The organism is Hydrogenophaga sp. (genome assembly GCF_026125825.1).
In the GTDB taxonomy this organism is placed as follows: domain Bacteria; phylum Pseudomonadota; class Gammaproteobacteria; order Burkholderiales; family Burkholderiaceae_C; genus Hydrogenophaga.
In genome coordinates this window covers 1-24,748 of the sequence record NZ_JAHCKK010000042.1, presented here as the reverse complement: position 1 = coordinate 24,748, position 24,748 = coordinate 1, and the positions used below count along the sequence as shown (strand labels likewise).

At 67.0% G+C, this 24,748-nt stretch carries 25 protein-coding genes and 2 tRNA genes; 10 read left to right on the top strand and 17 right to left on the bottom strand.

All coding sequences use genetic code 11. The features are described from left to right. Positions 1-12 precede the first annotated feature (12 nt). Entirely contained in the window at positions 13-855 is an 843-nt protein-coding gene (locus KIT86_RS14425; protein WP_297399501.1) for a plasmid replication/partition related protein, read from the top strand. 9 nt (positions 856-864) lie between these two features. Here KIT86_RS14425 and KIT86_RS14420 read toward each other — a convergent pair whose 3' ends face one another. From KIT86_RS14420 to KIT86_RS14395, 6 genes are read right to left on the bottom strand one after another with little or no spacing between them, the layout of a single operon-like run. Beyond that, a complete protein-coding gene (locus KIT86_RS14420; protein ID WP_297399499.1) occupies positions 865-1,824 on the bottom strand; it encodes a tripartite tricarboxylate transporter substrate binding protein in 960 nt (319 codons plus the stop codon). Positions 1,825-1,877: 53 nt separating this feature from the next. Beyond that, positions 1,878-2,873, bottom strand: coding sequence for a nitronate monooxygenase (locus tag KIT86_RS14415; protein WP_297399497.1), 996 nt, complete (start codon positions 2,871-2,873; stop codon positions 1,878-1,880). Further along, the gene (locus KIT86_RS14410) at positions 2,873-4,057 is read right to left on the bottom strand and encodes a CoA transferase (protein WP_297399495.1); all 1,185 of its coding nucleotides are present in this window, start codon (positions 4,055-4,057) and stop codon (positions 2,873-2,875) included. Before KIT86_RS14410 ends, KIT86_RS14415 begins: the two co-directional genes overlap by 1 nt. Beyond that, entirely contained in the window at positions 4,054-4,743 is a 690-nt protein-coding gene (locus KIT86_RS14405) for an alpha/beta hydrolase (protein WP_297399493.1), read from the bottom strand. Before KIT86_RS14405 ends, KIT86_RS14410 begins: the two co-directional genes overlap by 4 nt. An 11-nt stretch (positions 4,744-4,754) precedes the next feature. Next, complete coding sequence (locus KIT86_RS14400) at positions 4,755-6,260, bottom strand: carotenoid oxygenase family protein (RefSeq protein ID WP_297399491.1); 1,506 nt, start codon at positions 6,258-6,260, stop codon at positions 4,755-4,757. 26 nt (positions 6,261-6,286) lie between these two features. Beyond that, the gene (locus tag KIT86_RS14395) at positions 6,287-7,087 is read right to left on the bottom strand and encodes an alpha/beta hydrolase (RefSeq protein WP_297399489.1); all 801 of its coding nucleotides are present in this window, start codon (positions 7,085-7,087) and stop codon (positions 6,287-6,289) included. Positions 7,088-7,242: 155 nt separating this feature from the next. On the opposite strand from KIT86_RS14395, the gene KIT86_RS14390 reads away from it, so the two are divergent. Continuing rightward, positions 7,243-8,019, top strand: coding sequence for an IclR family transcriptional regulator (locus KIT86_RS14390; protein WP_297399487.1), 777 nt, complete (start codon positions 7,243-7,245; stop codon positions 8,017-8,019). A 16-nt stretch (positions 8,020-8,035) separates the two neighbouring features. On the opposite strand, the gene KIT86_RS14385 is transcribed toward KIT86_RS14390, so the two are convergent. Next, positions 8,036-8,956, bottom strand: coding sequence for a LysR family transcriptional regulator (locus KIT86_RS14385; protein WP_297399485.1), 921 nt, complete (start codon positions 8,954-8,956; stop codon positions 8,036-8,038). Between the two features lie 155 nt (positions 8,957-9,111). Here KIT86_RS14385 and KIT86_RS14380 point away from each other — a divergent pair, with 155 nt between their 5' ends. Continuing rightward, positions 9,112-10,080, top strand: coding sequence for a tripartite tricarboxylate transporter substrate binding protein (locus KIT86_RS14380; RefSeq protein ID WP_297399483.1), 969 nt, complete (start codon positions 9,112-9,114; stop codon positions 10,078-10,080). A gap of 53 nt (positions 10,081-10,133) precedes the next feature. Then, a complete protein-coding gene (locus KIT86_RS14375) occupies positions 10,134-10,922 on the top strand; it encodes a class II aldolase/adducin family protein (protein ID WP_297399481.1) in 789 nt (262 codons plus the stop codon). Positions 10,923-11,373: 451 nt separating this feature from the next. On the opposite strand, the gene KIT86_RS14370 is transcribed toward KIT86_RS14375, so the two are convergent. The 6 genes from KIT86_RS14370 to KIT86_RS14345 form a co-directional block, all read right to left on the bottom strand. Continuing rightward, positions 11,374-11,449, bottom strand: a tRNA-His gene (locus KIT86_RS14370). Positions 11,450-11,485: 36 nt separating this feature from the next. Beyond that, positions 11,486-13,405: a SurA N-terminal domain-containing protein gene (locus tag KIT86_RS14365; RefSeq protein WP_297399479.1), complete on the bottom strand. Its 1,920-nt coding sequence runs from the start codon at positions 13,403-13,405 to the stop codon at positions 11,486-11,488. Positions 13,406-13,479: 74 nt separating this feature from the next. Continuing rightward, positions 13,480-13,555 (bottom strand) — tRNA-Val (locus tag KIT86_RS14360). 22 nt (positions 13,556-13,577) lie between these two features. Then, on the bottom strand, positions 13,578-13,850 hold the full coding sequence (locus tag KIT86_RS14355; protein WP_066158910.1) for an HU family DNA-binding protein: 273 nt from the start codon (positions 13,848-13,850) through the stop codon (positions 13,578-13,580). A 274-nt stretch (positions 13,851-14,124) separates the two neighbouring features. Further along, positions 14,125-15,216 (bottom strand): tartrate dehydrogenase, encoded by a 1,092-nt coding sequence (locus tag KIT86_RS14350; RefSeq protein WP_297399471.1) that lies wholly within the window; start codon positions 15,214-15,216, stop codon positions 14,125-14,127. Further along, positions 15,213-16,109 (bottom strand): alpha/beta hydrolase, encoded by an 897-nt coding sequence (locus tag KIT86_RS14345; RefSeq protein ID WP_297399469.1) that lies wholly within the window; start codon positions 16,107-16,109, stop codon positions 15,213-15,215. The genes KIT86_RS14350 and KIT86_RS14345 overlap by 4 nt, the downstream gene beginning before the upstream one ends. Positions 16,110-16,174: 65 nt before the next feature. Between KIT86_RS14345 and KIT86_RS14340 the strand changes: the two genes are divergently transcribed. Beyond that, complete coding sequence (locus KIT86_RS14340) at positions 16,175-17,149, top strand: LysR family transcriptional regulator (RefSeq protein ID WP_297399467.1); 975 nt, start codon at positions 16,175-16,177, stop codon at positions 17,147-17,149. On the opposite strand, the gene KIT86_RS14335 is transcribed toward KIT86_RS14340, so the two are convergent. From KIT86_RS14335 to KIT86_RS14320, 4 genes are read right to left on the bottom strand one after another with little or no spacing between them, the layout of a single operon-like run. Beyond that, on the bottom strand, positions 17,103-17,996 hold the full coding sequence (locus tag KIT86_RS14335) for a DMT family transporter (RefSeq protein WP_297399465.1): 894 nt from the start codon (positions 17,994-17,996) through the stop codon (positions 17,103-17,105). The genes KIT86_RS14340 and KIT86_RS14335 overlap by 47 nt on opposite strands. Positions 17,997-18,006: 10 nt before the next feature. Next, complete coding sequence (gene pgsA, locus KIT86_RS14330) at positions 18,007-18,576, bottom strand: CDP-diacylglycerol--glycerol-3-phosphate 3-phosphatidyltransferase (protein ID WP_297399463.1); 570 nt, start codon at positions 18,574-18,576, stop codon at positions 18,007-18,009. 48 nt (positions 18,577-18,624) lie between these two features. Beyond that, positions 18,625-20,670, bottom strand: a complete 2,046-nt coding sequence (gene uvrC / locus KIT86_RS14325) for an excinuclease ABC subunit UvrC (RefSeq protein ID WP_297399461.1) — start codon at positions 20,668-20,670, stop codon at positions 18,625-18,627. Between the two features lie 48 nt (positions 20,671-20,718). Next, complete coding sequence (locus KIT86_RS14320) at positions 20,719-21,759, bottom strand: dienelactone hydrolase family protein (RefSeq protein ID WP_297399459.1); 1,041 nt, start codon at positions 21,757-21,759, stop codon at positions 20,719-20,721. 104 nt (positions 21,760-21,863) lie between these two features. Between KIT86_RS14320 and earP the strand changes: the two genes are divergently transcribed. From earP to KIT86_RS14295, 5 genes are all read left to right on the top strand, one after another. Beyond that, positions 21,864-22,949, top strand: a complete 1,086-nt coding sequence (gene earP / locus KIT86_RS14315) for an elongation factor P maturation arginine rhamnosyltransferase EarP (protein ID WP_297399457.1) — start codon at positions 21,864-21,866, stop codon at positions 22,947-22,949. 73 nt (positions 22,950-23,022) lie between these two features. Further along, entirely contained in the window at positions 23,023-23,577 is a 555-nt protein-coding gene (gene efp, locus KIT86_RS14310) for an elongation factor P (RefSeq protein WP_297399455.1), read from the top strand. A gap of 88 nt (positions 23,578-23,665) precedes the next feature. Continuing rightward, complete coding sequence (locus KIT86_RS14305) at positions 23,666-23,809, top strand: hypothetical protein (protein ID WP_297399453.1); 144 nt, start codon at positions 23,666-23,668, stop codon at positions 23,807-23,809. Next, complete coding sequence (locus KIT86_RS14300) at positions 23,806-23,928, top strand: hypothetical protein (protein ID WP_297399451.1); 123 nt, start codon at positions 23,806-23,808, stop codon at positions 23,926-23,928. Before KIT86_RS14305 ends, KIT86_RS14300 begins: the two co-directional genes overlap by 4 nt. A gap of 42 nt (positions 23,929-23,970) precedes the next feature. Continuing rightward, a partial coding sequence (locus tag KIT86_RS14295) for an LOG family protein (protein ID WP_297399449.1) occupies positions 23,971-24,748 on the top strand: 778 nt, incomplete at its 3' end.

The window sequence follows — 24,748 nt, the reverse complement described above, 5'->3', positions numbered from 1 at the left end:
AGCCCCGTCCCCATGCAGATCACCGTCAACCCGGAATTCAAAGCCTACATCGATCCCCTCACGCCCGACGAGCACGATGCGCTGGAACGAAGCATCCTCGCCGAGGGCTGCCGCGATGCGCTGGTGCTGTGGGGAGACGTGCTGGTGGACGGCCACAACCGGTATGGCATCTGCCAGAAGCACGGCCTGCCCTTCCAGACCGTGCAGAACCCGCGCTTCCAGAGCCTGGAAGACGTGCACCTGTGGATGATCGACCAGCACCTGGGCCGACGCAGCGTCTCGGACTTCCAGCGCGGCGTGCTGGCCCTGCGCAAACGCGAGATCCTGGCCGAGCGGCGCTCGCGCATCCTGGCCACCTCGCCCGCGCCCGAAGACCTGCCACCCGATGAGGAGGCACCCCCGCCTGTGGCCCCGCAGAGCCCGATCGTGGCGGCACTCGAACCCCGGCCGCTGCACAGCCGCGAAGACATCGCCAAGGCCGCGCGCCTGAGCAGCAGCCAGGTGGTGATGATCGAGAAGCTCCAGAAGCAGGCCGCACCCGAACTCGTGGATGCGCTCAAGGCCGGGGCCGTGTCGCTCAATGCTGCCGCGGCCGTGGCCAGCCTGCCGCCAGAAGAGCAGAAGGCCGCGGCATTGGCCGGCAAGGACGAACTCAGGCTTGCGGCCAAGCGCGTGCGCGAGGCCCGCCGCAAGCCGCCTGAGGCCGATGCGGCCGGCGAACCCGCCGAGGCCGCGGCCACCGATGAAGTCTCGGCCCTGCGCCAGAAGGTCGCGGCGCTGCAGGAGGAGAACGCCGCGCTGCGCGAGCAGGTGGCCGCGTTGCGCGCGCAGCTGGAAGAGGCACCGTCGGCCTGACGGCCCGGCTCAATCGATCTTGACAGCGCCCGAGCGGATCAGCCCCCGGTAGTGCTCCAGGCGGTCCTTGATGAGGCCGCGGAATTCCTCCCGGGAGTTGCCCACGGGCTCGTAGCCCATCGCGGCGATCTGCTCACGGACCTTGGGCAATTTGATCGCCGCGCGGAAGGCCTCGCTCACCCGGTCAAGAATCTCCCTGGGCACGCCGGCAGGCGCGACATAGCCCACCCATCCATCCGTGCGGAAATCGACGCCGAGTTCGGCGAAGGTCGGGACGTTGGGCAGGATGGCCACGCGCTGGCGGGACGTCACGGCGATGGGCTTGATCTTGCCGTCCTGGATGTAGGGACGCGCAGACTGGCCGGCCAGCATGAACTCGATCGAGCCACCGGCCAGATCGATCAGGGCCGGGGCCTCTCCGCGGTAGGAGACATGCGTGGCTTGAATGCCCAGCTTGTCTGTCAGCACCACGGTGTTGAAGTGAAAGCTGCTGCCGCTGCCGGGGGTGCCGTAGTTCATCTGCCCAGGGTTGGCCTTGGCCTTCGCCACGAGTTCGCGCAGGTCTCCCGTGGCCGACACACGGGGGTGCGTGACCAGCACGTTGTACGTGTCCACCGCGATCGTGATGGGCTCGAAGTCCTTCAGAGGGTCGAACTTGTAGGTCTTCTCCGTGAGGGGTTGGAAGATCATCAGGCCCGGCACGGTCGCGGCCAGGGTGTAGCCGTCCTTGGGCGCGCGCGAGAGCTGCTCCAGGCCGATGCGGCCATTGGCCCCGGGCCGGTTTTCCAGGATCAGCGGTTGGCCCAGGATGCGGCCGACCTCCTCGGAGAGCGAGCGGCTCACCGCATCGGCCAGGCCCCCTGCGGGAAAGGGAACGATCAAGGTGATGGGCCGCTCGGGCCAGGCGGCCATGGCCGAACCCGACAAAGCCACTGCCGCCACCGCCAGCCAGTTTTTCCAGAATTTCACGTCTTGTCTCCTTGGTGCATTTCAAAACATCACAACCACCGGCGGCACGGCCGTCAAGCGGTTTCCTGCGCCCGCTGACCGAAACGGCGCCAGAGCCGGGCCGCCTCCCAGTACTCGCGCTCCAGTTCGTCCACCACCGCCGCCACCGGGCTGATGCGCTTGATGGCGCCCAACCCCTGGCCCGCGGTCCAGGTATCGACCCACTTGCGCTGGGTGAACGAGCGGTTGCTGTCGTAGTTGCGGGGCGGTGTGGGCGGCAGGTCGTCCGGGTCCAGGCCCGCGGCACGAAGCGAAGGCTTGAGCCAGCTCGCCGGGGTGCCGGTGATGCCGCTGCTGATGACGAGGTCTTCCGCTGTCGAATCGATCAGCATTTGCTTGTAGGCGGGCGAGGCCATGCTTTCCTGTGTGGGAATGAAGCGCGTGCCCATGTAGACCAGATCGGCGCCGGCCATGGTGGCGCCTGCCACGCTGTAGCCGTCGGCAATGCCGCCACCGATGACGACGATGCCGTCGAAGAACTCGCGCAGCGCGCGGACGAACGCGAATGGCGACATCCAGCCGGTGTGCCCGCCCGCGCCAGCGCTGACGCAGGCCAGGCCATCGACGCCGGCGTCAGCCGCCTTCTTGGCCAGGCGCAGGTTGACGACGTCAGCGAGCACAACGCCGCCGTACCCGTGCACCACCTCCAGCGCAGGCTTGGGGCTGCCCAGCGCCGTGATGACGATCGGGGGCTGGTACTTCTCGATCAAGGCCAGGTCCTGCGACAGGCGCGCGTTGGACGAGTGCGTGACGACGTTGGCAGCCCACGGGCCCAAGGTGGCATGGGGGTGGGCTTGCCGGTGTTCCCGCAGCCCTTGCGTGATGGCGAGCAGCCACGACTCCAGCGTCTCGATCGGGCGCGCGTTCGGCGTGGGAAACGCCCCCACGATGCCAGCTTTACAGGCTTCGAGCACCAGCTCAGGGCCGGAGACCAGGAACATCGGCGCGGCCACCACAGGCAGGCGCAACGGGGTGCGGTTGAAAAAGGAAGTGACGGTGTCTGTTTTCATCATGCAATGCGGTGTTGCGTGGCGGTCGATGGCTCAGGGCCGGTCGCCTCGAGCCCGTCCAGGATGTGTTGCAAGTCCTCGCCCACCCGCGGAAAGCGGGGTGGCGTGCGGCGCCCATTCCAGGGTGCCGCGCCAGGCACTTTGACCAGGGGACACGGCCCCGCATCGGGCAGCGCCAGGGTCTCGATCAGATCGAGCCCGTCGCTGCGCTGCGCTGCCAGGAAGTGGGGAATGTCCCGCGCCTCGCAGGCCATCACCCCCTGTGGCGCGAGCAGTTGCTCCCATTGCGCTGCAGTCCGGGTTTGCAGGACGGCGGCCAGTTCGCGGCGCAGGGCCTCGGCGTTCTGCAGCCGGGAGGCCACCGTCGAGAAACGCACGTCCTGCAGCACCTGCGCCTGCCCCAGCAGCGCGAAAAGCTTTTCCACATCGGCCGGTTTCTGCACCGCCACGACCAGGGTCCCCTGGCGGGTCGGGTAGTCCCCGGTGGGCGCCGTGAATTCCGCGTTGCCCACCTTGCCGTCGCTGAGCGCGCTCGAGATGATGCGCGGCGCCAGGAACGCGGCCATGGCGCCCGCGAGCGTGACCTCCAGCTGCTGCCCCACGCCAAAGCGGAAGCGGCGGAGCAAGGCACTGGAGATGGCCTGGTAGGCATACAGACCTGTGATCTGGTCCGCCAGCACCACGTTGCGCGTGCGCTGAGGCATGCCGCGCTCGTCCGCGTTGACGTGCATCCAGCCCGAGTAGGCCTGCGCGACGTGGTCGATGACGGGCCGGTCGCGCAGCCGGCTGTTGCGTCCGAAACCCGTGACCGAGCAATAGACCAGCGTGGGCCGGTCTCCGCACAGCCGTTGGGCGCCCAGCCCCAGGCGCTCGACCACGCCAGGCCGGTAGCTCTCGACCACCACATCGCAGGTCTGGGCGATGCGTTGCGCAAGAGCGAGTTCATCTTCGTTCTTGAGATCGAGCTGGATGCTGTGTTTGCCCACATTGACGGCAATGGCCGCCGGCGCGTGCCCCCGGATCTGGTTGCGCGCGTGCCGGATCCAGTCCCCACCCGGGGGCTCGACCTTGATCACCTCGGCCCCGTGCGCCGCCATGAGCATGGTGCTGTAGGGGCCGGCGATGCCCTGGGTCAGGTCGAGCACGCGGATGCCATCCATGGCCATGGGTGTGGTGGGGCTCATGGGGTGCGAACGATCCAGGATGCCAGGGCATGGGCCACCGCCTGCGGCTGCTCCAGCGGCAGGAGGTGCCCCGCGCCCGGGATCTCCAAGTACCGGCAGTGCCCGGCCTGGGCGGCCTCCTCGGACTGCTGCTGAACCGGCACGACCGCATCGTGCGAGCCCGCGAGCCACAGCGTGGGCACGGCCCCGTCCAGCAGGTGCGAGCGGTCCTTGCGGTCCATGGTGGCACGCACGTGCGCCAGGTAGCGCTGGGCGCCGTAGGCCGATGCCAACTCGCGGCGGCGCGCCACAAGATCGGCTCGCTGGCGGTTGTCCGGGTGGAACGGGGCAACCGACGAAGACGCCGCATCGACATACGTGGCAGGGTCGAGCGACCGGATCGCCTGCTGCCGTTTGGCCTTCTGCGCTTCGGAGTCGGCACGGGCGCTGGAGCCCATGAGGCACAAGCCCCGCACGCGCTCGCGCGCTTTTTCAAGCACACCCAGGGCCACATACCCGCCGAACGAATAACCGGCCAGATAGAAACGCTCTGGCGCCACCGCCAGCACCGCATCGGCCAGGGCTTCGATGCGCTCCAGCGCTGGGAGGTCAGGGCAATGGCTGCGCAACGGGGCCGGCAGTGCGGCGCTCACGTCGCGGAAAACGTCGCCGGTGTTGTTCAGACCGGGCAGGAAGACGATGTCCATGGCCTTCCTCCTCAGGGCAGCATGCGGCTGTCGCGGTGCTCGCCGTGGATGCGATCACCCTCGACCCAGCAGGCGTGCACACCCACCGAGATCCGCTCGGGCAGGATCACCGTGGCCACGGGTCCCCTGGCGATGTCGGAGGCATCGAACACCAGGGCTTCCGAGCGGTCCTGCACCATGTCGGTGACATAGACCAGCAGGTAGCCGTCGTCTTCGCCCGTCGCACCCAGCCGGCGCGCCATCTGGGGCTCGCTGCCATAGCGGCCGGGCCCGTACTCAAAGCGCTGCGTGGCCCCGGTCTGAAGGTCGAATTTCTTCAAGCCGCAAAACAACCACTCGCCAGGCTGGTAGAGGATGTTGTAGCTGTAGCGGTACGGCCGGCCCACGTAGTCGTTGCTCACCACGGGGAACTCGGTGATCTCGTCGTCCAGGTACTGTTCCGTCGTCTGCCCCGTGCGCAGGTTGAAGCGCCAGCGGTGCATCATGGTCGGGTTGTTGTGCTTGTCCAGGCGCGCTTTCATGCGGGCATAGACGTCGCCTCCCTCGGTCTTGCCCACCGGGTGCATCACCGGCCTGGGCATGATGCAGCCGTCCATGACGATCTCGTCGCCGTCCTCGTAGCAGTTGGACAGGTGCAGGATGTGGCACGACGTGGCTTCGAACCACCTCACATCGGCCCCGCTACCCCGGCGCGGAATGACCCCGAAGCGGGCGGGCAGCTCGGGGTGGAACGCCAGCTTTCTCACCCCCTTCTTCAGCAACTCCGGATCGAAGAACTGCGGCGTGTCGTGCAGGATGGTGTAGTTCTTCGTGATGCCCAGATCGTGCGGCCACCTCGCGCCCGGCAGTTCCACGGGCACGTAGTGCACGAGTTGGTTGTCGCGGTCCACCACGCCGTAGTGCATGTAGGGCCAGACCTCCGGGTAGTTGAAGAACATCATCTCGCCGGTCTGCGGGTCCACCTTGTAGTGCGACCCGATGCCGTGCGGCATGACGTGCCGGGCCCAGTTGGCATCGGGGCCTTGCGTGTCCAGGGAGATCGGGTCCAGGCGCCAGGGCTCGCTGCCTTGCGACATCGTCGCCAGCAGCTTGCCCGCGTGGCAGATGATGTCGGTGCCCGCGTTGTCCTTCATCGACCCCATCGCACCCCAGCCGCGCCGCGCGCCCTTGTCCGGCTCGAGGATGCCGGTCCATAGAGACGCCTGGGCCGCCTGCTCCGCCAGAAAACCGGTGGTGCGCACGAAGCGGCTGCGGTAGGCCGCCTGGCCGTTCTGGAAATGAACCGAGTGCAGCATGCCGTCGCCATCGAAGGGGTGGTAGATCCCCATGGGCTCGTGCACCTGGTTGTGCGTGTTGCGAATGTAGATGCCATCCAGGTCCCTGGGAATTTCCCCGATGACTTTCAGGCTTCCCACATGCGCGACGTGCTCGTTGAAATTGGGCCGGAACGCACCGTTCAGAAACGGGTTGTCGGTGGGCTTGAGGGTGCTGTGAACGGTGTTGACGACGGTGCTCATGTCGATGCTCTCTTTCTCTGTGGGTATCAGGCGTGCGGGTCAGGCAGTTCGGACAGAAAACCCAGCAGCGCGGCGTTGAACGCGCCTGCCTGCTCCGCGAAGGCGTAGTGCGCGGCGCCGTCGATGCACACAAAACGCGAATTGGAAATGAGTGCGGTCAGCGACTGCATGCCCTCTGGCCGTCCCACCTTGTCCTGCGCACCCGCGATCAGCAGCGTCGGCACGCTCACCGCCTTGAGGTTGTCCTCGCCGTCGTAGCCGACGATGGCCTCGATGGCGGCGCAGAACGTGTCCGCCCGCATGCCGGACGCCACGTCCACCACCAGGTCCACCAAGGGACCGGAGGAGGTCGGAGCCAGCATGCCGCGAATGACCGGCAAGGCCGCCTCCTTGAACGGCAGGCCGCGCCGGATGGGGCCGATGCGCTCCTCCGCGAAGGTCGCCTTGTCCTGCGCCGACTTTCGCGAGAAGGTGGCCACCGTGGCCGAGATCACCACGCCGTGAACCCGCCCCTGCGACAGCAGCGAAGCCAGAGGCGCGACGATGCCGCCCATGCTGTGGCCCACCACCACATTGCGCCGGCTGCCTTCGCGTTCGATCAGACGCGCGGCCGCTTCGGCCAAACCTTCGATCGACAAGCCACCCTGCGGCAAGGGGCTCAGCCCGTAGCCAGGTGCGTCCCAGGCGACCACGCGGTAGCCGGCCTCGACCAGCGTCTGGATGAGCGGGCGGAAATAGGCTCGGCTGCCATACGCGCCGTGGAGCAGGAAAACCGTGGTGTCGGCATCGCCGGCCACTTCGTAGTCAGGGAATCGGTAGGTGTTCATGCGGTGCAACTCTAAGAAGCGGCCCGCAATCGGGCGATCGATATGCGCAACAGTTCCGCATGCCGGAACTCAAGGCGGTTCCATGGCCTGCGGCGGGCATTTCGCTACCATGGCTGGCGACTTCCGCCCTGGCTTCCCTCCGCACACCCACGCGCATGTCCACCCATCCGTACCCGAACGACCGGGGTTTCGTCGCCTCGCTGGCCAAGGGTTTGTCCATCCTGTCCGCCTTCGAGCAATCGGACGTGCTGGGCAACCAGGAGCTGGTCGAGATCACCGGCATGCCCAAGGCGACGGTGTCGCGCTTCACGGGCACCCTGGAAAAACTGGGCTACCTCCGGTTCGACGACCAGGTTCGCAAATACCGGGTAGGCGGCCGAACGCTGAACTTCGGCTCCATCACCATGCAGAAGCATGGCATCCAGCGCATCGCCGCCCCGCTCATGCGGCAACTGGCCCAGACGCTGGACGTCACCGTGCTGCTGGCCACTCGGGAGCATGCCCACATGCTGCTGCTGGAAGTGGTCCGCCCGCCCGTCAGCACCATCACCATCAACAAAGCCGTGGGTGACCTGCTGGCGATGGAGACCACCTCACTGGGGCTGGCCTACCTGGTCGCCGCCGCGGCCAATGAACGCACCGCCATCCTGAAGAACGTGCAACGCATGGCCTCCGTGGACTGGACCAGCTACCGTGCTGATGTGGAGCGCGTCCATGCCGAGTACAAGCGGCTGGGCTTCGTCGTGTCCCGCCGCGTGCGCGGCGGCGTGCTCAGTGCAGCAGCCGTGCCCATCGTGACAGGCTCGGAGATCTTCGTGCTCTCCTGCGCGGGCCCTTCACAGCAACTGAGCAAAACCCTGCTGGAAAAGCGCGTGGGGCCTCTGGTGGCCCAGGCCGCCCGCAGCATCAGGCAGGCCATGCGCGAAGCCTGACCCGTCGCTCGCAGCGCTACAACGTGCGGATGTAGGCCAGCAGTTCGTCGAGAAGCGCCCGTGTGGCCGGGGTCAGCGTGCCCTCGCGGCGGCGGTAGAGGGCAAATCGACGCACGGATCGAGCGTCCTCCAGATGCAGGATGCGGATCGCACCGTCACCCGTTCCGGACAGGGAGCTCACGAGCTGGCGCGGCATCCAGCCAAGGAATGAGCCCCCGGCCACCAATTGGCGCAAAGCCGCCATGGAGCGGGACTCCACGGCGGCCTGCGGCGGCGGCAGGTGATGCTCCAGGTAAAGCTGCTTGAGCTCGTCGCGCGGCTGGGTTCCTCTTGGAGCCAGGGCCCAGGCCTCGCCCAGCAGGTCCTCCAAGCGCAGATCCCGGCGTCCGCACAGGCGGTGGGTGGCCCCCGTGACCACGTGACAACCCTCCTGCCACTCGCTCTGCGAGACAGTGGTGATGTCATCGGAGGTGGGCACGGCAAACGCCAAGGCCAGGTCGATCTCGCCGCGAGCGAGTTGCTGCAGCAGATCTTCCGAGAGCCCTTCGACCAGCACCACCTGCACCCCCGGCAAGCGGGCCAGCAGGCGCTCCACCACCCCCGGCACGAAGCTGGCCAGTGCGCTGACCACCGCACCGAAGCGCACCACACCGCCGGGCCGATCGCGCATGGCATCGACTTCCTGCACAGCGCGCGAAGACTCCGAAAGCATCAACCGCGCATGAGGCTCCAGCCGCCGGCCGAATTCCGTCAGCGCCACGCCGTAGGGGTGCCGCTCGAACAAAACCACGCCGAGCTGCTCCTCCAGCCGCCGGATGATCCGGCTGAGCGCCGGTTGCGTGATGTGCAGGCTCTCCGCCGCCTTGCTCAGGGAGCCCGCATCGATCACCGCCTCAAACGCATGGAGTTCGCGCAGATTCAACAGCATGGAAGGCATGGCCGCGGCCAGGGTGGAATGGGATCGGATCTTAGTCTGCTTCGGCTTCCCCACATGCCGATTCGGTATGGCACAGGGCCCACACGGCATGCCCCGCTCGACGGGGCTGTCCCTAGACTGCGCCACACCCCAACCAGCACCACCAGGAGACACACATGGCCCCCTTCAGACCGCTCGGCGCCGCGCTCATCGCGTCGCTGGCCATCACCGCCCTGGCCGCCGACCCCTATCCCACCAAGCCCATCAAGTGGGTGGTGGGCTATGCGGCAGGCGGCGGAACCGATGCGTTGGCCCGCATGGTCGGCGCGCAACTGGCGAGCCAGTTGGAGCAACCGGTGCTGATCGAAAACCGCCCCGGGGGTGCCACGGTCATTGCCGCCGATGCCACCGCGAAGGCCGCAGGCGATGGCTACACGATGATGAGCGTTGACGGCGGCACCCTGGTCTACAACACAGCCCTGTTCAAGAAGCTCAGCTACCAGCCCTCCAGGGACTTTGCTCCCGTGGCTCTGCTGGGCCGCTTTCCGTTGTTGCTGGCTGTCAACGCCAGCTCCAGCCTCACCGATGCGCGCCAGCTCATCGAGGAAATCAGACGCAACCCCGGCAAGCTCAGCTACGGCTCGCCTGGTGTAGGAGGCCCTCACCACCTCGCCATGGAAATGCTCAAGGACCGCAACAAGCTCGACGTGATCCACACACCCTACCGCGGCGCCGCACCCGCCCTCCAGGACCTGCTGGGCGGCCAGATTCCGCTGCTGGTGGTGGACACCGTCGCCGCTATGCCCATGATCAAGGCCGGCAAGATCAAACCCCTTGCCACCTTCGGCAAGGCCCGTCTCGCCTCGCTGCCCAACGTACCTTCGCTCATCGAACTGGGCTATGCCGACATGGAAATGCTGCCCTGGCAAGGCATCGTCGTTCCTGCCGCCACGCCCAAAGACGTGATCGCCAGGCTCAGCGCGGAGCTGCAAAAGGCGGTGGCCCACCCGTCGGTCAACGGCCGCCTGCTGGAACTCGGCCTGCTGCCCACGCCCGCCGACACCGCCGCCATGGCGCTGCAATGGAAACAGGATGCGGACTACTGGCCCAAGCTGATTCAGCAAAAAGGCATCTCCGCCGAATGACCTCCAGCACGCGCAGTGCGGTACTGCGCACCGCCCACGATGAAAGACCGAAAATGCTGAACAACGACGAACTGGCTGTCTTGCTGAAGAAGCGCCAACAACTTCGCCAACAGGTACCGCCCGAGGAATGGGCGGCCCGGGTGGAACTGGCTGCCTGCTACCGGCTCATGGCCCATTTCCGCATGACCGACTGGATCTACAACCACATCTCTGCGCGGGTGCCAGGGTCGCACGAACACTACCTCATCAACCCCTTCGGCCTGCTCTACGAAGAGGTGTCGGCCTCCAACCTCGTCAGGGTGGACGTGCACGGCCACCTGGCCGAAGACGTGCAGCTCGACGTGAATCCCGCGGCCTTTGTGATTCACGGCGCCATCCACAGCGCGCGACCGGATGTGGGTTGTGTCCTGCACACACACACCGCTGCCGGCGTGGCGGTAGCGGCGCAACAGGATGGGCTGCTGCCCATCTCGCAACACGCCATGCGCGTGTATGGGCAGCTTTGCTACCACGACTTTGAAGGCATCGCCCTGAACAACTACGAGCAGCAGCGACTGGTGGCCGACGTGGGCGACCGAAACGTGCTGATCCTGCGCAACCATGGTCTGCTGACCATGGGGCGCACTGTACCGGAGGCGTTTGAGCTGATGTACTACCTGGAACGCGCCTGCCAGATCCAGATCGCCGCCACCTCGGGCACCCAGAAACTCATCTGCCCCGCTGAAGAGGTGTGCCGACACGCCATCGCGCAATTCGATGGCTCACCGTCCTACATCCAGGGACGGGACTGGCAAGCCTTGCTGCGTCTGCTCGACCGCACCGACCCTTCCTACAAGGAGTAGGGGCGCGTCCATTTCTTCTAATTGCCCTTGCGTACCTTCGCCACGCCCATGCCACGGGCAGGCCTTTTCACGGAGGGCTTGGGCGCCGTTCGCTAAGGCAATGCCCCGCAGGCGGGTGGCTGGGGCGACAGGCCAGCGGCAGCAGCGCCCGGTGCTGAACCGCCTGCAGCAGCCGCTGCGGGGAGCACTGCGCCAGTGCTGCCGAGCACGGCGCTCTGTATGGGGTCGAGGGTCAGCTTCGAGGACATGCGTTCACCCGCCAGGGCATGGAACGCGTCCACCCCGTGCGCCACCTCGCGGTGCTGCGCGATCTGGGTCGGATGCCGAAAGGCACACCCTGAAGTTTCACCGCCCTCATGGGGGATACTGAGGCGCCAGGCGTGCTGGAAAGATGGCCACCAAAAACAAAAAAAGCCCGGCGCTAGCCGGGCTTTTTCCTGGGGGAATCATCTGGGGTGGCTGATGGGACTCGAACCCACGACAACAGGAATCACAATCCTGGACTCTACCAACTGAGCTACAGCCACCGCAAGCTAAGCATTATAGCCCGAACCGGAGGCCTCTCAACGGGCAGGCGCCGGTGTAGCGGCCGGTTCAGGCACCAGGATGCGCGCCTTGAAACGTTCCTTGAGTCCTTCCACGTAGGCTTCGTTCTCCGCCGAGGCCCACCACTGGTTGTATTGCTGCACTTCCTGGGCCAGCGCTTGCGCATCGCGCACGTCGCGCGGCAGCACCTTCTCAATCTTCACGATGGCGTAGCCCTGGTCGGCCAGGTTCACGCCTGTCCACGCGAGCAGGGTCTTCGGGTCCACGCTCAGGGCCGCTGTGAGCACGGGCTGCGCGAGGCCTTGCGGGTTCTCGCGCGACACCACCACGGCGTTGCCCAGACCCTTGGCGTCGCCGCCGGCCTTCCAGGCCTGCAGCTGCTTTTCACCCTCGGCGCGGGCCAGCTCGGCGGTGCGCTCGGCAACCAGACGCGCGCGCACTTGCTCGCGCACCTCGGCCAGAGGCTGGGTGTGGGCAGGCGAATGCTTCACCACGCGGGCCGACACGAGTTGGCCCGAACCCGTGTCAATGGCTTCGGTGTTGCGCTTCTTGTCGATCGACTCGGTGTCGAACAACGCGCCGAGAAGGCGCTCACTGGCCAGCGGGCCCGTCGCACCAGGCTGGGCCTGCCGTTGTACGGTGGCCTTGCGGACTTGCAGCTTGAGGCGGTCGGCCGCGGGTTGCAGGGAATCGGCTTGCTCGTAGACGAGGTTGCTGAAGGTCTCGGCGGCTTCGGCGTACTGCTTCTGGGCCTGTTGCTTTTTCAGTTCGGCTTCGATCTCGGGGCGCATGGATTCGAAGCTGCGCACGGGCGGCGCCTTGATGTCGGTGAGCTGGATGATGTGGAACCCAAAATCGGTTTCGACCACATCGGAGATCGCGCCCTTGGCCAGCGAGAACACCACGTCCTCGAAAGGCTTGACCATGGCACCTCGGCCGAAGTAGTCGAGGTCACCCCCCTTGGCGGCCGAGCCCGGGTCTTGAGATTGGGCCTTGGCCACGTCGGCAAAGCTCGCGGGCTTCGCACGCACTTGAGCGAGCAGTTCCTCGGCGCGCTTGCGCACGGCGTCCTTGTCTGCGGCGGGTGCGCCGGCCGGCACGGTCAGCAGGATGTGGCGCGCACGGCGTTCCTCGGTTCCGGACAGGCGCGAGGCGTTCTGCTCGTAATAGGTCTTTACGTCGGCTTCATTGAAGGCCACGCTGTTCTGCAGCGCCGCCGCGTCGAGCACGAGGTATTCGATCTCTGCCTGCTCCGGTGCCTGGAACGAAGCCTGGTTCGCGCTGTAGAAGGTTTCGATGTCGGCATCGGTCGGCTTGACCTGAGAAGCGAAGTCGCTGGCGGCAAAGCGCGCCACGCGCACTTCGCGGCGTTCGAAGAAGGCGTTGAGCGAAACGTTGGCCAGCGCGGTGGGCGCGAAGCTCGAACCGAGGATGCCTTGCGAGACCTGGCGCTGCGAGAGGTCGGCACGCACACGCGCTTCGAACATCTCGGGCGTCAAGCCCTGGCGGGCGACGAGCTGGCGGTAGGCCTCGACATCGAGCGCGCCATCGGGCTTGCGCAGCGCGGCGATGGCCTCGTTCTGCTGCAGGTCGCGCGCCAGGCGGGCGTCGCTGGTGTACAGGTTGAGCTTCGTGGCGGCGGCGGCCAGAAGGCGCTGGCGCACCAGGCGCTCCAGCGTGGCGTAGCGCGCGCCATCGCTGTCGAGCAGGCGCGAGTCGAGCGAGGGCATCGCTTCGCGCAGGCGCTGGGATTCCTGCTGGTGCGCCTGATCCCATTCGGCTTTGGTGATGTCTTTTCCATCGACTACAGCCACCGGGGCGCCGCTTTCGTTGAAGCGCGTGTAGCCTTCGATGCCGAACAGCACGAACGAGGGGATGATCAGGATCATCAGGAAGCCCATGAGGTACTTCTTGTGATTGCGGATGGAATCGAACATGCCTTGAATCCTGCTACGTGGTGCTGCCGTTTCCGACAACAAAAAAGGCGAACCCTGGTTCGCCTTTTCGATGGTGGTGGGTGCTGACGGGGTCGAACCGCCGACCTACGCCTTGTAAGGGCGCCGCTCTACCGACTGAGCTAAGCACCCCACCGGAAATCCGGAGAGCGCTTCAGTTCAGCGCATCCTTGAGTGCCTTGCCCGGGCGGAACTTCGGCACTTTGGCGGCCTTGATTTTAATCTCAGCGCCGGTGCGGGGGTTGCGGCCTTTGCGAGCGGGGCGTTTGGTCACGGCGAAAGAGCCAAAACCGACGAGCGACACAGTGCCACCCTTCTTGAGCGTGGTGCGGATCGCGGTGATGGTGGAGTCCAGTGCACGCGTTGCAGCCGCCTTGGAGATGTCGGCGTGCTTGGCAATGTGTTCGACGAGTTCTGTTTTGTTCACAAATAGCCCCTCTTGAAGATGAAATGAATGTTCCGTTAGGACAGGTTTTTTCCGAAGACGGCGCGGGCCGCGGGCAAAAAACCCCAATCGCTCTAGACCGCAGGACGATGCCAACACCGTGGCAAACGCTGGGTGATTAGACCCACTGGGCACAACCCCTGTCAATACTGAGGAGCCTGGGCCCGGTCCCTGTCGGCGCAAGAGGCGAGATTCTAGACGCTTTCATCCGACGCATGTCGCGTGCAACAAACTGTCGCAACTCGGCCCCGGCACATCAGGCCTTGAGCACTTCGGCAATGGCCCGGCCCACGTCGCGGGTGCCGGCCTGGCCCCCGAGGTCGGCCGTGCGCGGGGCGCCGCTGCCGGGCTGCAGCACGGCTTCGATGGCCTGCATGATCGCGTCGTGTGCACCACGATGGCCCAGGAAGTCCAACATCATTGCACCGCACCATATCTGGCCGATCGGGTTGGCGATGCCCTTGCCGGCGATGTCGGGCGCCGACCCATGCACCGGCTCGAAGAGCGACGGGTGCTGGCGCGTAGGGTTGAGGTTGGCACTGGGCGCAATGCCGATGGTGCCGGTGCAGGCCGGCCCGAGGTCGCTCAGGATGTCTCCGAACAGGTTGCTGCCGACCACCACGTCGAAGAAGTCGGGGCGTTGCACGAAGTGCGCCGTGAGGATGTCGATGTGGAACTTGTCGACTTTGACGTCCGGGTATTCCTTGGCCATCTCGACCACGCGCTCGTCCCAGTAGGGCATGGTGATGGCAATCCCGTTGGACTTGGTGGCGCTGGTCAGGTGCTTCTTGGGTCGGGAACGCGCGACCTCGAAGGCGTGGCGCAGCACGCGATCCACACCGATGCGCGACATCACCGTCTCCTGCACCACGATCTCGCGCTCGGTCCCGGGGAACATGCGTCCGCCAATGCTGGAATATTCACCTTCGGTGTTCTCACGCACGATCACCATGTCGATCTCGCCGGGCGCGCGCGGGCTGCCGTCGCGGCGCACCACGGGTGCGGTCACGCCGGGCATGAGGCGTGCGGGGCGGATGTTGACGTACTGGTCGAACTCGCGGCGAAACATCAACAGCGAACCCCAGAGCGAGATGTGGTCGGGCACCTTGTCGGGCCATCCCACCGCACCAAAATAGATCGCGTCGTGGCCGCCGATCTGGTCCTTCCAGTTGTCGGGCAGCATCTTGCCGTGGCGCTCGTGGTAGTCGCAGCTGGAAAAATCGAAGTGGTCGAACTGCAGGTCGATGCCGAATTTCGAGGCTGCGGCCTCCAGCACGCGGATGCCTTCGGGCATGACTTCGGTGCCGATGCCGTCCCCGGCGATGACGGCGATGCGGTGTTTGCTCATGGTTGCTCCTGTAAAGGGGATTGGAAGAAGGACAGGGCTTCGGCGACGAGGCGCTCGGGCGCCTCCTCCGCGATGTAGTGGCCACACGGCAAGGCGTGGCCTGACACATAGGCCGCGCGCTCGCGCCACAGCGCCAGCACATCGAAACACCGCGCCACGGTCCCGTGCTCGCCCCAGAGCACGCGCAGCGGTTGGTCGAGGCGGTGGCCGGCGGCCACATCGGCGCGGTCGTGGTCAAGGTCGACACTGGCGCTGGCGCGGTAGTCCTCGCAGACCGATTCCGCGGTGCCGGGCAGCGCAGCGCAGCGCTCGTACTCGGCCAGCGCGGCCGGATCGAAGGGCGCCAGGCCCGCGTGGCGACTGCCCATGACGCTGCGGACATAGCGCACCGGGTCGGTGCCGATGACGGCCTCAGGCAGGGGCGGCGGCTGGATCAGGAAAAACCAGTGCCAGTAGGCGCGCGCGAAGGCCTCACCGGTCTGTTCGTACATGGCCAGGGTGGGCGCGATGTCGAGCAGCAGCAGGCGCCCCACCGCCTGGGGATGGTCAGCGGCCAGGCGGTGCGCGGCGCGCGCGCCCCGGTCGTGCGCCAGCACATCGAAACGATCGAAGCCGTGGTGCGCCATGACCGCGACGGCGTCGAGCGCCATCTCTCGCTTGCTGTGCGCGAGGTGCGCCGCGTCGGGCGTGGGCCGTGCGGAATCGCCATAGCCGCGCAGATCCATCAGCACCACCGTGAAATGGCGGGCCAGGCTGGGCGCCACGCGGTGCCACATGGCCATGCTCTGAGGGTGGCCGTGCAGCAGCAACAGGGGCGGCCCTTCCCCGCCGATGCGGGTGTGCAAGGCGATGCCCTCTCGGTGCACGGTGTGAGGCTGGAATCCGTTCAACATGGGCGCCAGCATAGCCCCCCTTGCGGCAATAATCGGGCAATTGATTCGTTCTAAAAGGGAAATAATTGGACCGCCCCGATCTGGAACTCGTGCTCGCTGTCCGTCAGCATGGCAGCCTGGTGATGGCTGCGCGCGCGATGCGCGTGGCGCCTTCGGTGGTCACCAAGCGCCTGGCTGCGCTCGAGGCGCGCCTGGGCCTGCGGCTGTTCCAGCGCACGACGCGGCGCGTGAGCCCAACGGCCGAGGGCGACACCCTCTGCGAGCGCGCGGTGCAGTTGCTGCGTGCTTTCGACGAGGTGGAGGCCGAGTTGCGCGAACGCCAGGCCGAGCCCGCGGGCCCGATCCGCCTCGCCGCCACCTTCGGCTTCGGCCGGCTTTGGCTCGGGCCGGCTCTGGCCGAGTTCCAGTCGCGGCACGCGGGCATCCAGGTGCAATTGCAGCTGACCGAGCAGTTGCCCGATCTGGCGGTGGAGGGTTTCGACGGTGCCATCTGGCTGTGGAACGCGCCCACCGAGCGCGCGGCCGAATGGGTGTCGCGACGTTTGGCGTCCAACCAGCGCGTGCTGGTGGCCTCACCCGCCTACATCGAGCGCCATGGCGCTCCCCGCAGCCTGCAGGAACTGCAGCAACACGCCTGCCTGGTGGTGCGCGAGAACGGCGGGGGCCCAGGCCAGCGCTTTGACCACTGGCGCCTTCAGCGCGGGGCGGACGCGCAGGTGCAGCACGTGCCGGTGAGCGGCCCCCTGTCGAGCAACTCGGGGGAGCTGGTGCGCGACTGGTGCCTGGCCGGCCACGGCCTCATGCTGCGCAGCCTGTGGGATATCGCGCCCCAGATTGCCAGCGGCGAGCTGGTGCGCGTGCTGCCGGGCTACGCCATGCCCGACGCCGACATCCACTGGCTGGCGCCGTACCGGCCACAGACGCCGAGGCGCATCCGCCTGCTGCTGGACTTTCTGGCGGAGAGCTTCCGCAAGGAGCCCTGGAAAACCCGCGTCAGCGCGACGGCGAGCGCACCACCAGCGCCACGCCGAAAGCGGTGAGCGCGGTGCCGGCCAGGGTGACGGCTGTGATCGGCTCGGCGAACAACAGCCAGGCGATCAGCGCCGTGCATGGCGGCACGAGGTACATCAGGCTGGTGACCGAGGCCGCCGCGCCGCGCTGGATCAACAGGTAAAGCAGCGAGCTGCCGCCCAGGGTGAGGCCGAGCACCGACCACGCCATGGCGCCGATGAGTTCGCCGTTCCAGTCCATCAGCTCGGCTTCGAGCAGCGTGAGCGGCAGTGTCACCAGCAGCGCCGCGAGCAACTGCACCGCGTTGGCGGTGCGCACGTCGCAGGCGGCCACAAAGCGCTTCTGGTACAGCGTGCCGACGGTGATGGCGATCAGGGCCATCACGGCGAAAGAGAGATTGAGCCAGTTGGCCTGATCGCCCGGCCCGCCCGAGCCGAACTTGCGCGAAACCACCAGCACCAGGCCGGCAAAGCCCAGCACGAGGCCGAGCCACTGGCGTTTGGACACCTTGGAGCCCGTGCCCGAGAGCCAGATGGCGGTGAGCACAGGTTGCAGGCCAACGATGAGCGAGGACAGCCCCGATCCCATGCCGGCCTTCACGGCCGCCCAGACACCGCCGAGGTATCCCGCGTGCATCAGCACGCCGGTGACCGCGAGGTGGAGCCATTGGGTGCGGTTGCTCGGCCACTTCACGCCTGAGAGGAAGATCCAGGGCAGGAAACACGCGATGGACAGCGCATACCGCACGGCGAGAAACTTCATCGGCGGCGCGTGCGGCATGCCGTAGCGCGCCACGATGAAGCCCGTGCTCCAGATCAGCACGAACACCCAGGGCATGGCGCGCAGCCATGCGTTGTCTTGCGCCGGGGAGTTCATCGCCAGAGCCTCAGCGCGACTTGGCGCGGATCTCGGGGATGGCTTTCTGCAGGTAATACACCATGGACCAGATGGTCAGCACGGCGGATATCCAGATCAGCCAGGTGCCCCACAGCTGCGTGTCGATCATGCCGAACAGCGTGCCATGGAACAGCAGGAAGGGAATCGCCACCATTTGCACGGTGGTCTTGACCTTGCCGATCATGTGCACGGCCACGCTCTTGGTCGCGCCGATGATGGCCATCCACTCGCGCAGCGACGAGATGGCGATCTCACGGCCAATGATGATGAGGGCGACGAACACGTCGGCGCGGTCCAGGTGCACGAGCACCAGCAGGCTGGCACAGACCAGGAACTTGTCGGCCACCGGGTCGAGGAACGCGCCGAAGGCCGAGGTCTGGTTGAGCTTGCGCGCCAGGTAGCCGTCTGCCCAGTCGGTGAGCGCGAACACGATGAACAGCACCGTGGCGATCAGGTTCTGCTGGGCCGGGCTGAGGCTCTCCATGTAGAACACCCCCACGATCAGCGGGATGGCGACGATGCGGGCCCAGGTGAGCAGGGTGGGGAGGTTGAAGAACATGGGCCGATTATGCGATGGCGGCCCGCAAACCGCAGCAGGACGGGATCTTCAGTGCAGAGCGCGGTAGATCGCGTCGGCCAGTTCGGGGGAAATGCCTTCCACCGTGCTGAGGTCTTCCACGCTGGCCGAGGCCACGCCGCGCACGCCGCCAAAGCGCTGCAGCAGGCGGGCGCGCTTCTTGGGCCCGACGCCCGGAATGTCCTCCAGCTTGCTGCCACCGGTGCGCACTTTGGCGCGCTGCGCGCGCATGCCGGTGATGGCGAAGCGGTGGGCCTCATCGCGGATCTGCGCCACGAGCATCAGCGCGGCCGAGTCGTGGCCGAGGTAGACCTTGTCGCGGCCGTCCGCGAACACGAGTTCCTCCAGGCCCACTTTGCGGCCCTCGCCCTTTTCCACGCCGACGATGAGGGACAGGTCCAGGCCGAGCTGCTCGAACACCTCGCGCGCCATGCTGACCTGGCCCTTGCCGCCGTCGACGAGCACCAGATCGGGCATGCGTGGACCGGCCACGGACTCGACCGTGGGCTCGGTGGCCAGCGCCTCGTCCGGCGCTTCGCAAGCCTCTGCAGCCTCGGTGGGCGGGAGGGTGGGCACGCCCTCTTCCGCCCGCAGGGCCTCGGCGATGCGGCCGTAGCGGCGCAGCAGCACCTGGCGCATGGCGGCGTAGTCGTCGCCCGGGGTGATGCCCTCGATCTTGTAGCGGCGGTATTGGCTGTTCTGCATCTTGTGGCCTTCGAAGACCACGCACGAGGCCTGGGTGGATTCACCGGCGGTGTGCGAGATGTCAAAGCACTCGATGCGCAGCGTGTCGAGCTGGTCGTCGGGCAGATTGAGCGCGTCGGCCAGCGCGCGCGTGCGGGCCTGCTGGCTGCCTTCTTCGGCCAACAGGCGCGCCAGCGCAATGTCGGCGTTCTTCTGCGCCATCTCCAGCCAGATGCGGCGGTGCTCGCGCGGCTGGTGCACCGCGTTCACCTTGGCGCCGATCTGATCGGTCAGCGCCGCCAGCAAGGGCTTGCCCACGGGGTGGCTGGTCACCAGCGTGTGCGGCATGGCCACGCCCAGGTAATGCTGCGCGATGAAGGCCTCCAGCACCTGCACGGCCACGCGTTCGGCCGGGTCCGCGGGCCGGGGGGCGTCGCCGCCCTCCTCGGCCAGCGCGCTGTCGATGGCGGTGGCGTCGTCCACATGGGCAGGGAAGTATGGCCGGTCGCCGAGGTGGCGGCCGCCGCGGATCATCGCGAGGTTGACGCAGGCGCGCCCGCCATGCACCTTGACCGCGAGCACATCCACGTCCTTGTCGGAGACAGTGTCCATGGCCTGCTGGTGCAACACGCGGGAGAGCGCGCTCATCTGGTTGCGGATTTCGGCGGCCTGCTCAAACTCCAGCTTCTCGGCGTGCGCGAGCATGCGCTGCTCCAGCGTGTCGAGCACCGCCTGGGTTTCGCCGCGCAGGAAGCGCTCGGCGTCGCGCACGTCCTGCGCGTAGGCCTCGTGGTCGATAAGGTCCACGCAGGGGCCGCTGCAGCGCTTGATCTGGTACAGCAGGCAGGGCCGCGTGCGGTTGGCGAACACCGTGTCCTCGCAGGTGCGCAGGCGAAAGACCTTCTGCAGCAAGGTGATGGACTCTTTCACCGCCCAGGCGCTGGGATAGGGACCGTAATAGCTGTGGCGGCGATCGACCACGCCCCGGTAGTAGGCCATGCGCGGGAACGCCATCGAGGGCGATGGCAGCCTGGCCGAAGGCTTGAACACCTCGCGCGTGCCGGTGATCTTGAGGTAGGGGTAGCTCTTGTCGTCGCGGAACAGGATGTTGAACTTGGGGTTCAACGTCTTGATGAGGTTGTTCTCCAGCAGCAGCGCCTCGGCCTCGGAGCGCACCACGGTGGTTTCCATGCGCACGATCTTGCCCACCATGTGGCCGATGCGCGTGCCGTCGTGGTTCTTCTGGAAATAGCTCGACACGCGCTTCTTGAGGTTGCGCGCCTTGCCCACGTAGAGCAGTTGGCCCTGGGCGTCGAAGTAGCGGTACACGCCGGGCAGGCCCGGCAGAGCGGCCACCTCGCTGAGCAGTTGTTCGGAATGCGTGTCGGACATGGGCGCGTATTGTGGCCCGTCCCCGCCGGTCCCGCCGGCGAGCGGGCCTCAGCGCGAGCCGAGCGTCTTGCGGAAGAAGGCCAGGATGGCCTGCGCGGCCTTGTCGCGCGCGGCCCGATCGCCCTGCACATGGGCACCCACCGCGCTGCACGACTGCCGCATGAGCGCCTGCAAGGCCTCGCCGCTCACGCGCTGGCCGGTGTTTCGGTCGTAGCTTGCCAGCGTGTCGATGTCGAGTTCCAGCGGGCAGGTCTCCAGCGTGCGCTGCGCGCCACGCACATTCAGGCGGCGCGTGTCGTCCTGGTCGAACTTGTGCATCGCGCCTTCGAGTGTGAGGAACTCCACTGGCGTGCCGGCCTTGCCGATGCGCTCGGCATAGTCGCGGCAAGCGCCGATGGTCGCGTAGTCATCCGCGTCGCCGTGCACCCACAGCATGGGCGCCCTGGTGGTGAACACGCCCGGCTTGACGATGAGGCGGAATGTCCCAACGCAGCCTCCCGAGTACACCGGCACATGAGCCGCGAAGCGCAGGTTGTCGGGCAGCTTCTGCGCCGCCGCGATCCGCTCCACCGCGGTGCGCCAGGTGGTGATGCCTCCTCGCGAGAACCCCATGATGGCAATGCGCGCGGGGTCCACGCGGGGATGGCTGGCCACCAGCCTGAGCGCGGCGAAGGCGTCTGCCGTGTCGGCGGCGAAAGGCACCTGCGACTGGTCTTCGGCCGTGCTCTTGACGCCCCGGGGGCCGAAGGAGTCCACCGCCAGCACCGCGATGCCCGCGGCGTTGAACTGCCTGGGCCAGTAGTCGAGCATGGCGTCGTAGATGCCGCCGGAACCGTGAATCAGCACGACGGCTGGACCGCGCTCCGTGCCGGGTGGAAGAAACCAATGGCCCACTGGCTGGGCCGGTTCACCCTGCCCCGGGCCCCTGAGCAGCTCAGGCAGGGTGCGCGGGGTGCTGCTGGCGAAGACGTAACGGCCGGTGGGCGGCCCGCCGCTCATGTCGGCGATGAGATCCTGAGCGGCCACCAGGGGAGACACGAGCAGCAGCGGCAGCGCGGCCAGCCAGGGGGTGAAACGTCGCAAGGCCATGGTGCGGGTCTCCGGCGCCTTCAGCGGCCCGGAGGGCCTGGCCTGGAGCGCCTGCAAACTGTAGCCCGGCCGGCCAGCGCCGCCAAGCCCCGACAATGGCGGCCATGCGCTGGGACATTTTTTGTAGGGTGATCGACAACTTCGGCGACGTCGGGGTCTGCTGGCGGCTGTCGGCCGAACTGGCGCGCCGGGGCGAACAGGTGCGCCTTTGGCTGGACGACTCGCAGGCCTTGGCCTGGATGGCGCCCGGCGCGCTGCAAGGCAGCGTGCCCAACATCGAGGTGCGGGCCTGGACTTCGCCCCTGCCTGCCGGCCAGGGCGACCCGCAGCCGCCGGCCGACGTGTGGATCGAGGCATTTGGCTGCGAACCCCCGCCCGAGTGCATCGAGGCCCTGGCCACCCGCGTGGCTGGCGGCGCACGCGCGCCGGTGTGGATCAACCTGGAATACCTCAGCGCCGAGCCGTATGTGGAGCGCTCGCACCGCCTGCCCTCGCCGATCATGAGCGGGCCGGCGCGCGGGCTCGGCAAATGGTTCTTCTACCCGGGCTTCACCGAAGGCACGGGCGGCTTGGTGCGCGAGCCCGACCTGCTGGCACGGCAGGCCGCATTCGACGACCGGGCATGGCTGGCCGGCCAGGGGCTCCCGGTGCGACCAGCGGCGCGCCGGGTCAGCCTGTTCTGCTACGAACCCGTCGCCCTGCCTGGCGTGCTGCAACAGGCGGGCCAGGACCCCGCGCCCAGCGACTGGCTGGTCACCCCCGGGCGGGCCTGGCAGGCCGTCCAGCAGGTGGCCTCGCCCGGCCCAGGCTGTCGGCTGCATGCCCTGCCCCTGCTGAGCCAGCGCGACTTCGACCACCTGCTCTGGGCCTGCGACCTGAACTTCGTGCGTGGCGAGGATTCGCTGGCCCGCGCGCTGTGGGCCGGGCGGCCCTTCGTCTGGCACATCTACCCCCAGCACGACGACGCGCACCATGCCAAGCTGCAGGCGTTCCTGGACTGGCTGCGGGCGCCGGCCTCGCTGCGCGCCTTCCACCTGGCATGGAACGGCATCGGCCCATTGACAGCCACCTGGCCGGATGCCGACACCCTGGCGCAGTGGCACCACTGCGCCAGGGCGGCACGCGAACGCCTGCTGGCCCAGGCCGACCTGTGCAGCCAGCTGGTCGGTTTCGCACAGGAAAAGCGATAAAATTCGAGGCTTTGCGGAAAACCGGCGCGGATTCGATCCCAGTCAAGATTCCGCCTCAACCGTTGGAATCTCTATGAAAATCGCTCAAGAACTGCGCGCCGGCAACGTCATCATGCACGGCAAGGACCCGATGATCGTCCTGAAGACCGAGTACAGCCGTGGCGGCCGTGGCGCAGCCACCGTGCGCCTCAAGCTCAAGGCCCTGTTGAACAACATGGCCACCGAAGTCGTCTGCAAGGCCGACGACAAGATGGACCAGATCATCCTGGACAAGAAGGAGTGCACCTACTCCTACTTCGCCGACCCCATGTACGTCTGCATGGACGCCGAGTACAACCAGTACGAAGTCGAAGCCGAGAACATGGGCGACGCGCTGAACTACCTCGAAGACGGCATGGCCGTGGAAGTGGTGTTCTACGACGGCAAGGCCATCTCGGTGGAACTGCCGACCAGCGTCGAGCGCGAAATCACCTGGACCGAGCCGGCCGTCAAGGGCGATACCTCGGGCAAGGTGCTCAAGCCAGCCAAGATCGCGACCGGCTTCGAAGTCTCCGTGCCGCTGTTCGTGGCCCAGGGCGACCGGATCGAAATCGACACGCGCACCGGCGAATACCGCAAGCGCGTCTGAGCGGTTGTCGCCCACGGCACCCCCTTGAAGAGGCTCCTGCGGGAGCCTTTTCGCTTTCCGGCCCCGACCGACCGCCTTCCCCTTGCGCATGAACCTGATCGCCCGCATCGCCGAAGTCACCATGCTGGCGGGGGGCGCAGCGATCATCCTGGGCGGCGGCCTGCTTGCCTGGGCGCTCGACCTGGAAGGCGCGGCCCGCTCCTGCTCCTTGCCGCCCTGCCCCCCGCCGTGATGCAGTTCATGCTGGCCGACCGCTACCACCAGGAGCCCGACAAGGTCGGTGCCATGATCATGCTGGGCAATGCGCTGGCCGTGGTCTTCGTGCCGCTGGCTCTCGCGCTCGCCCTGTGAGCGGCATCATCCGAATCACACGACAACCGAAGGAATTCCAACATGGCAGCCCACCAAGACCTCAACGAACGCCGCCTGGCCGATGCCTGGGCCGAGCTACAGACCCATGCCAACGAAGGACTCCCGCTGCAGGCCGACGCCTACCGCCTGGCGTTCGCCGATCCCGAGTTCCTGCTGCGCCGCGAGACGCGGGGCATCCGACTGCAACTCGAGATGCTCAAGCCCGACCTGGCCCAGCGCGAAGCGGGCATCGAGAACACCATCGTCGTCTACGGCAGTGCGCGCTTTCGCGAAGCCAGCGAGGCGCAGGAGCAACTGGTGCGCGCCGAGCGCAGTGGCGACGCACGCGAAATCGCGCGCGCGCAGGCCATGGTGCGCAACGCGCACTACTACGACAAGGCCCGTGAGTTCGCGCGCACCGTGGCCCGCTACAGCATGAAGTGCGCGAAGGCCGAGCAGCTCTTCATCTGCACCGGCGGCGGGCCCGGCATCATGGAAGCCGCCAACCGCGGCGCGCACGATGAGGGCGCACCCACCGTGGGCCTGAACATCGCGCTGCCGCACGAGCAGGCCGCCAATCCCTATGTCTCGCCCGAGCTGAGCTTCAAGTTCCACTACTTCGCGCTGCGCAAGATGCACTTCATGATGCGCGCCAAGGCCTTGCTGGCCTTCCCCGGCGGCTTCGGCACGCTCGACGAGCTGTTCGAGGTGATCACGCTGGTGCAGTGCAAGAAGTCCAAGCCGGTGCCGATCCTGCTGTTCGGATCGGATTACTGGAAGCGGCTGATCAACCTCGACGTGCTGGTGGAGGACGGCACGA